Annotated in this window: 8 protein-coding genes; 4 read left to right on the plus strand and 4 right to left on the minus strand. The window is 66.3% G+C overall.

The genetic code is table 11. From position 1 onward, the window contains the following. On the plus strand, positions 1-540 hold a 540-nt coding region (locus ACXJL8_RS30645), incomplete at its 5' end, for a P1 family peptidase (protein WP_456686132.1). A 145-nt stretch (positions 541-685) separates the two neighbouring features. Here ACXJL8_RS30645 and ACXJL8_RS30650 read toward each other — a convergent pair. Beyond that, the gene (locus ACXJL8_RS30650) at positions 686-1,483 is read right to left on the minus strand and encodes an EF-hand domain-containing protein (RefSeq protein ID WP_456621336.1); all 798 of its coding nucleotides are present in this window, start codon (positions 1,481-1,483) and stop codon (positions 686-688) included. A 254-nt stretch (positions 1,484-1,737) separates the two neighbouring features. On the opposite strand from ACXJL8_RS30650, the gene rpe reads away from it, so the two are divergent. Then, complete coding sequence (gene rpe / locus ACXJL8_RS30655; RefSeq protein WP_456621335.1) at positions 1,738-2,439, plus strand: ribulose-phosphate 3-epimerase; 702 nt, start codon at positions 1,738-1,740, stop codon at positions 2,437-2,439. A 49-nt stretch (positions 2,440-2,488) separates the two neighbouring features. Further along, positions 2,489-3,088 (plus strand): hypothetical protein, encoded by a 600-nt coding sequence (locus tag ACXJL8_RS30660; protein ID WP_456686133.1) that lies wholly within the window; start codon positions 2,489-2,491, stop codon positions 3,086-3,088. Between the two features lie 182 nt (positions 3,089-3,270). Here the strand turns inward: ACXJL8_RS30660 and ACXJL8_RS30665 are convergent, their stop codons facing one another. Further along, positions 3,271-3,477: a hypothetical protein gene (locus ACXJL8_RS30665; RefSeq protein ID WP_456621333.1), complete on the minus strand. Its 207-nt coding sequence runs from the start codon at positions 3,475-3,477 to the stop codon at positions 3,271-3,273. Between the two features lie 51 nt (positions 3,478-3,528). Here ACXJL8_RS30665 and ACXJL8_RS30670 point away from each other — a divergent pair, with 51 nt between their 5' ends. Then, positions 3,529-3,720, plus strand: a complete 192-nt coding sequence (locus ACXJL8_RS30670) for a hypothetical protein (protein WP_456621332.1) — start codon at positions 3,529-3,531, stop codon at positions 3,718-3,720. 6 nt (positions 3,721-3,726) lie between these two features. On the opposite strand, the gene ACXJL8_RS30675 is transcribed toward ACXJL8_RS30670, so the two are convergent. Both ACXJL8_RS30675 and ACXJL8_RS30680 read right to left on the minus strand, forming a co-directional pair. Next, a complete protein-coding gene (locus ACXJL8_RS30675) occupies positions 3,727-5,166 on the minus strand; it encodes a serine/threonine protein kinase (protein ID WP_456621331.1) in 1,440 nt (479 codons plus the stop codon). A gap of 6 nt (positions 5,167-5,172) precedes the next feature. After that, positions 5,173-5,913: a metallophosphoesterase family protein gene (locus ACXJL8_RS30680; RefSeq protein WP_456621330.1), complete on the minus strand. Its 741-nt coding sequence runs from the start codon at positions 5,911-5,913 to the stop codon at positions 5,173-5,175. Positions 5,914-6,200 lie beyond the last annotated feature (287 nt).

A 6,200-nucleotide genomic window follows, 5' to 3' on the forward strand; every position in this document is an offset into this window, starting at 1 on the left:
ACATTCAAGGGCGGCCTCGGCTCGGCCTCGGCGGTGACGCCTGATGGCGTGAAGGTCGCGGCGATCGTCGCCGTCAACGCGGTCGGCAGCGTCACGGTCGGCAACGGGCCGTGGTTCTGGGCGGCGCCGTTCGAGGTGGACGGCGAATTCGGCGGACGCGGCCTGCCTGACAAGTTCACCGACGACATGCTCCGCATGCGCATCAAGGGCGGTCCCGCCGCGAGTGCGCGCGAAAACACCACCATCGGCGTCGTCGTCACCGACGCGGTGCTGACCAAACCACAGGCCAAGCGTCTCGCGATGATCGCGCACACCGGCTTTGCCCGCGCCATCTATCCGGTGCATGCACCGACCGACGGCGACGTGCTGTTCGCCGCTGCAACCTGCGAAAAGCCGATCGAGCCGCTGGTCGGGCTCACCGAACTCGGCACCGTCGCCGCCAATGTGGTCGCGCGCGCAATCGCACGGGGCGTGTACACCGCGACGGCGTTGCCGTTCCCCGGCGCGCTGCCGGCGTGGAAGGACCGGTTCGGCGCGTAGCACGAACGCCCCTCTCTCCACGCGTCACGCGTCGTCGCCCGGCGAAGACCGGCGATCCAGTATTCCAGAGACGGTAGTGATTGAACCGAGAAGCCGCGGCGTACTGGATGCCCCGGTCAAGCCGGGGCATGACAGCGAGTGGGCGTCACACGCTCATCGACATGGACGAACCGGCAGTCGCTGATGCGCCTTGCCCTTGCCGCTGCATCAACTGCGCGAACAGATCGTAGGCCGAATTACGGGAAGAGCTGGAGGCGCCCGGGACCGTCGTCGACATCTTGAAGCCGTCGGCATAGGTGACGGTGGTGGTGGTCGAGCCGTCGGCACCGGTCGTCGTGGTCGAGGTCGAGCCGCCGCTCTGCGACGAGGAATCCGAGCTGCTGCCGGACGCGTCGCCTGCGCCCTGGGCGTGGTGGTGGCCGCCATGGCCGCTCTTCAGCGCCTTCGACATCTCGTCGAGGCTGACGCTGTCGTCGGAATTCGCATCGAGCTTGGAGAACACGTCGTCGGCCTGTGCCAGGTTGGTGCCGCCGGCGCCCAGCGCGTCCTCGAATTCCGACTTGGTGATCTTGCCGTCGCCGTCGGCATCGATTTGCGAGAACAGGTGCTTGAGGGCGTCCTCGCGACTCGTGGATGTTGATGCCGAGGCAGACGTCGAGCTCGACGAGGTCGAGGTGGTCGCGCTGCCGGTGCCGTCCGAGGACTGGCTTTGCGCGGCGAACAACGCGTTCATCGTCTCCGGCGATATCTGCGGATATTTGCCTGCATTGACCGACGAGGTCGCGCCGCTGCTCGTGCTGTTGCTGCCGCTGTCGATCGCGAACGGATTGGTCGGCGCGCTTTGCGACGATCCCGTCTTGTGGGTCGAGGACGACGATTTCGAATTCGTCAGCGACTGGATCGCGTCGAGCGCAGTCGAGACGGCGCCAAGGGCAAACAACATTGCACAACTCCAACCGATGCGGGCATGCCGCGGTCAATGTTCCGGCAAGGAAGTCAGCAAGCGTCGTGCCAGCGCGAAAAGCTCAATGAATTCCGCTTCCAGCGCACCCCGCGCGGTCCGGCAATATCGGCAATTCGTGCCGCAGACGGCAGAAATTTCCGCCCACAGGCAGCCCGCCTGTCCTGCATTGCCCGCCACGGAGGCCCATGTTAGGCGAGGCCATTCCTCTTTCGGCCGCCACGGGAAACAGCGCCATGACCCAAGCCTTCACCCCCCGCCCCCTGGCAATCGCCCCCTCGATCCTGGCCTCGGATTTCTCCAGGCTCGGCGAAGAGGTGCGCGCGGTGGACGCGGCCGGTGCCGACTGGATCCATCTCGACGTGATGGACGGGCACTTCGTCCCGAACATTTCCTATGGCCCCGACGTCATCAAGGCGATGCGCCCGCACACCAAGAAGATCTTCGACGCGCATCTGATGATCTCGCCCTGCGACCCCTATCTCGAGGCCTTCGCCAAGGCCGGCTGCGACCACATCACGGTGCATGCGGAGGCCGGTCCCCATCTGCACCGCTCGCTCCAGGCGATCCGCGCGCTCGGCAAGAAGGCCGGCGTCTCGCTCAATCCGGGCACGCCGATCAGCGTGCTCGAATACGTCATCGACCTCGTCGACCTCGTGCTGGTGATGTCGGTCAATCCCGGCTTCGGCGGCCAGGCCTTCATCCCCTCCGCGATCGGCAAGATCCGCGACATCCGCGCGATGACGGCGGGACGTCCGATCGACATCGAGGTCGACGGCGGCGTCGGCCCCGACGTCGCGGGCGCGCTGGCCGCAGCCGGCGCCAATGCCTTCGTCGCCGGCACCTCCGTGTTCAAGGGCGGCACGCAGGAGGCTTACAAGACCAACATCGCGGCGATCCGCAACGCGGCGGCAACGGCGCGCGGCGAGGCCATCTGACGGCTCTTCGCGGTCCGAACCGGCCTTGCGGCCGCGGCGACCAATGAGAATGGATGAAGTCCGCGCCACTCCGTTTTCCGCAGGCCTGCGGCGTCTGCTTGTCGAGGTCCTGCAAGACGGGGAGCAGGTGGTCTGGCAGGGCCAGCCCGACGGCGTCGCCCGCATGATGATGTGGCGATTTCTCTGGTGGATCGGATTCCCCTGGCTGTTGCTGACCGTCATCGCCATCAGAAACGACTGGATCGGACAGGCGACCCAACCTCTCGTGATGCTCGGAGTTGCGATGGTTGCGGCCCCGCTGGTGATGCTGTTGCAGGACCTGCRGACGCTCTATCTGATCACCGATCGCCGCGCGCTGATCCTGCGAACGGCCTGGGGCAGACGGACGGTGAGCCAGACGCCGTTCCAGGCGATGGACGCGGACATTGAGATCCTCGACATCGGCGGTGGCGCCGGTCACCTCAACTTCGCGTCGGGGCGATCGACCCGTTCGCCCGATACCGACTACACCGGCTGCTACGGGTTTCGCTGTGTTCGAGACGCTCCGCGCGTCCGGGATCTCCTCGAAGGCGCGCGCGCGGGCAAGATGCGGCGGCCGCACACGCAAAAGGCTGCGGTTCTTACGGGTGTTGCGGCGCGCGATGCCTAAAATTGCAACCTGAATCCGTACTCATCCGGGCTTCCCTGATTCGCGCAAATCACCACAAGTGATTCCTGCCTGCTTTTGACGGGAGCACATCATGACGACGACCCTGGTTTGGACTGGCGTGGCGTTGTGGCTTGGTTTCAGTGCATTTGTCGTGTTTGGCCCATCAGCCGGACCGGCGAAGGTCACGGCACGATCTGCCCGCTTCCCTCACTCTCGATTTCGCCGGGGCTGATGCCATGCAGGTCGCGATCGTGAAACGTCAGCCGAAGCGCAGGTGCCGTATCCCGCGCCGCCCGCATCCGAACCTCGACTATTTCTTCGGCCGCCTCGAGCACGCCGATGGCGCGCCGGGCGACGATGCCGGGCTCGACAATTCGGACCTGGACCATCCGCTCCGCTCGCCTCGCCGGCACTGAGAATTCCTCTTTCCGGAACGCCCCATGAAGCCGCATTGCCCGAACTGCCTGAAGGAAATGACCAAGGCAACCGCGTCGCGTAACCTCTTCAATTGCGAGCCCTGCCGCGAGATCATCCAGTTCTTCGGCGGCCATGCGGAGCACGGCGAGCAAGGGCCGCGGTTCGCCTGGCCGATCCGCCGCAAGCGCGACGGCCACACCGCCCACGCGGCCTGATCCTTCCTAGCCCCACACCACGCCGACGCCTGCCCTCGCCGCATCCGCAGCCATCCGCGGCGGTCGCACCACGGTGACGGTGCAGATCGCCTCTGCGGCCACCTTGGCCGAGACGCTGCCGAGCCAGGTACGCCTGAACGAATTTTGCCGCGCCCCGATGATGAGATGGTCGACCGAGTTCATCTCGGCGAATTCCAGCAGCGCCGTGGCGGGATCGACCGCCTCCAGCACGTGAACCGATAGCCGGCTCTCCTCGAGCTTCAGCGGCGTAGCCCAATGCCGGAGCGCCACCAGGCGGTCGATGTGCTTGTTGGAACCCTGCTCGTCCAACGTCTTGTCAATGGCGATGCGGTTGAGCTTGAGGACATTGACGCAGGCAAGCCGCGCCGAAGGTAACGTGGCCAGAATGCGCTCGGTGGTGATGCGCAGCGCCTCGTTCAGCTCCGGCGCGCCTTCGGCGGTATCGAGCGCGACCGCGACGATCGGGCTCGAGGCGATCTGCTCGGCGACGTCCGACTTCGCGCGCGGCGCCATGACGCCCTGATTGAAGCGCCGCCGCCAGGCGACGCTGAGCGGATCGCGCTTGATCCGCTCCGAGCGGGCGGTGAGCCTGACCTGGTCCGGATGGGTGAGGTCGAAAGCCAGCTGTGACGCGGTCGGATAGCGCCACACCGGCTCGATCTCCAGGCAGCGCAGCACCACTTCCTGGAGCCAGGGCGGATAGTCGGCGCGCAAGCCGCGCGGTGGATGCGGGTCGCGCCACAGCCTGCGCCGCATCGCGCGCAGCGTCTCGCCTTCGCCGAACGGCCGCTCGCCGGTGGTGAAGAAATAGAGCAGCACGCCCAGCGAAAACAGATCGCTGCGCGGATCGTCGCGCACGCCCAACAGCCGTTCCGGCGCCATGTAGGGCGCGGTGCCGTAAGGCAGCCGGAACTCCTCCTGCAAGAGATCAGGCAGATGATTGTGGTGCGACAGACCGTAGTCGATCAGCACCGCCTCGCCGCTGCCGCGGAACATGATGCTGCTCGGCTTGATGTCGTGATGGATCACGTTCTGCCGGTGCAGATCGGCAAGCGCCGTCGCGATCTTCGCAACCAGCTGCCGCGCCTCCTCGTAAGGCAGCGGCAGGTCGGGCAGCCGCTTGTAGAGCGTGGTCCCTGGAATGCGCTCGATCGCGACATAGGCCTGATGCGCGAAATCGCCGGTGCCGAAACAGGCCGGCACGTGCGGTCCCGCGAGCCGGGGCAGGATCATCATCTCCATCTCGAAGGAGACGATCGCGGCCGGGTCTTCGCCCTCCGACACCCGCGGGATCTTCATCAGCAGCGGCACGTCGATGTCGGGATGGGTGACGCTCCACAGCGTCGCCATGCCGCCGGCATGGACGCATTCGCCGATGGTGTAGCCGTCGATCTCCGCGCCGGGCTTGACCAGGGGTTTCGGCATCGGCCTCTAGCGTCCCTGCGACAGCCGGTCGGCGAGCCAATGCGGCAGGCCGTTCTCGCGGATGCGGCTCGCGGCCGTCTCGATGTCGTAGGGCGCGCGGCAATAGGTGATCTCGCACGACACCGTGTCGAACAGCACGAAGGATGCGGACGGATCGCCGTCGCGCGGCTGGCCGACCGAGCCGAGCACGGCCAGCCATTGCCGCCCGCGCAGGAGTTGCACGGGAACGTCGGTCTTCGGCACGAAACTCGTCATCTTCGCCGTCACCGACATCGAGTACAGCGCCGGGCGGTGGATGTGGCCGCAGAAGGTGACATGGGCGGGCGTCGAGATCAGGCTCTTGGCCGCGTCGGCGGTGGCACGGACATAGTGCCAGCGGGTCGGCTGTGATGCTTCGGAGTGGACGTAAAGGCGCTCCTTCTCGTCCACGACCATCGGCAGTTCGGCCAGGAAGCGTCGCTGCGCCACGTCGAGCCGCCCACGGGTCCATTCGATCGCGATCTGGGCTTCGGCATTCATCGTCTCGGTCGTGGTGTTGACCGCTTCGTCATGGTTGCCGCGAACGGCGACGGCGCCCTCCTCGACCAACCTCATCGCTGTCTCCACGACCCATTCCGGATCGGCGCCATAGCCGACAAAGTCGCCGAGCAGGACGAATCGCTCCGCGCCCTTCGCGCGGGCCACCTTCAGGCATGCCTCGAACGCCTGCCGGTTGCCGTGGATATCCGAGAAGACAGCTAGGAGCACGCACCCTCCACCCTCAGGTTCTTATCGAAAGCCGATAAGGCCAAATTGAGGGAGGTCAACAACATGCGCCAGCGCGGCGCGGTTTTCCAGCGCGCCTCTGCCGCGATGGTGAAGGGCCTATTGCTCGTCCTTTGGCGGCATCCGGGGCGGCGGCAGCGGCGTGAACACGGCGCCTTGCGCGCCGGCCGGCGGCGCATTGAACTCTCCGGTCGAGGAGTCGCCGCCGCTGGTCTCCAGGATGGTCTTGGGCGTCACATATTCCCGGACCATGTCGATCAGGCTGCCGT

It is taken from the genome of Bradyrhizobium sp. P5_C11_2 (assembly GCF_054049755.1).

Coding starts and splice junctions, on each gene's coding strand:
- ACXJL8_RS30650 (WP_456621336.1), bottom strand. CDS start 1,483: ATGTTGTTTGCCCTTGGCGCCGTCTCGACTGCGCTCGACGCGATCCAG.
- rpe (WP_456621335.1), top strand. CDS start 1,738: ATGACCCAAGCCTTCACCCCCCGCCCCCTGGCAATCGCCCCCTCGATC.
- ACXJL8_RS30665 (WP_456621333.1), bottom strand. CDS start 3,477: ATGGTCCAGGTCCGAATTGTCGAGCCCGGCATCGTCGCCCGGCGCGCC.
- ACXJL8_RS30670 (WP_456621332.1), top strand. CDS start 3,529: ATGAAGCCGCATTGCCCGAACTGCCTGAAGGAAATGACCAAGGCAACC.
- ACXJL8_RS30675 (WP_456621331.1), bottom strand. CDS start 5,166: ATGCCGAAACCCCTGGTCAAGCCCGGCGCGGAGATCGACGGCTACACC.